The 1,060-nt window shown below is 46.0% G+C and carries 1 protein-coding gene and 1 pseudogene; both read left to right on the top strand.

From position 1 onward, the window contains the following. The coding region (locus tag AC1DWB_RS35965; RefSeq protein ID WP_477545838.1) for an ArsB/NhaD family transporter at nt 1–653 on the top strand (653 nt) is incomplete at its 5' end. A gap of 44 nt (nt 654–697) precedes the next feature. Continuing rightward, nucleotides 698–1,060, top strand: a pseudogene (locus AC1DWB_RS35960) (DUF2642 domain-containing protein); the annotation flags it as partial.

Genomic DNA, 1,060 nt, shown 5'->3' with positions numbered 1-1,060 from the left:
ATACAACAGGTTCTATTGATTGGGGATTATTCCGGACTTGCATGGCTATTGTCGTGCTAATCCGCGCCAGTTACTACGGGGGAGCTCAGCTCGGGATGCCAATGGTATGGTTTTCTATCACAGGCGCGTTCTTACTCCTTGCCGTCCGTTGGATTCGAACAGGAGTAGGACCCATCGATACCTTAAAGAAGACGCCATGGTCTGCATTGGTGTTCGCATACAGCATTTATATGATTGTATATGCCCTGCATCAACTGGGTTTGTTCGCTTCGCTAGCGAATGTTTTGACGCCTTACATCCTCGCGAACCAGATGCAAGCAGTCATGATTGTTGGCTTGTTGTTGGCCGGGATGTCTAACCTGTTCACCAATCTGCCTTCCGTGATATTCGGCACGCTAACACTTTCTGAGTTGGGACTAGATCCCGGCATCTTGCACATTACCTACTTGGCCAATATGATCGGAAGCGACATCGGGTCGTTACTGACCCCGATTGGTACTATTGCAACCGTGCTCTGGATCTACTTGCTGCGCAAACACAATATATCTTTGTCATGGAAGCAATATATGAAAGTGACGTTGTTCGTCATCCCTGTCCCTCTCGTATTCAGCCTGCTCATCTTATGGGCATGGACACGTTGGTTGATAGGATAGAGTTAATCAACTCTGCTACTATACATTGAACAAGGAGGTGTACTATGAACACCATGCACGCGTTTCTTGGGAAACAAATCGAAATTGAGATTACAGGAAGAAAAATGCCGATAAGAGGTTTCCTGATTGATATAGGCAGTGATATCGCTGTCGTTCATGATGGAATGCAGTTTCTCTACTTGCCTATTATCCATCTACAGTATATGTCCCTCTGTCAGCAGATCAATAGTGATATGAGCCAGCCGCCGGAGCCACCATTCGAGAATCAAACGGACATTTCGTACAGGAAGGTTCTTATGAATGCGAAAGGGATGTTTACGGAGCTCTATATTACCGGCAATCAGACGATCCACGGGTATTTGACCAGCATCATGAATGATTTCTTCGTCTTCTATTCACCCGTATTC

The organism is Paenibacillus sp. P4_E11, assembly GCF_056401635.1.
Note: the sequence above shows the minus strand (reverse complement) of the source record. Positions and strands in the feature narration are given on the sequence as shown.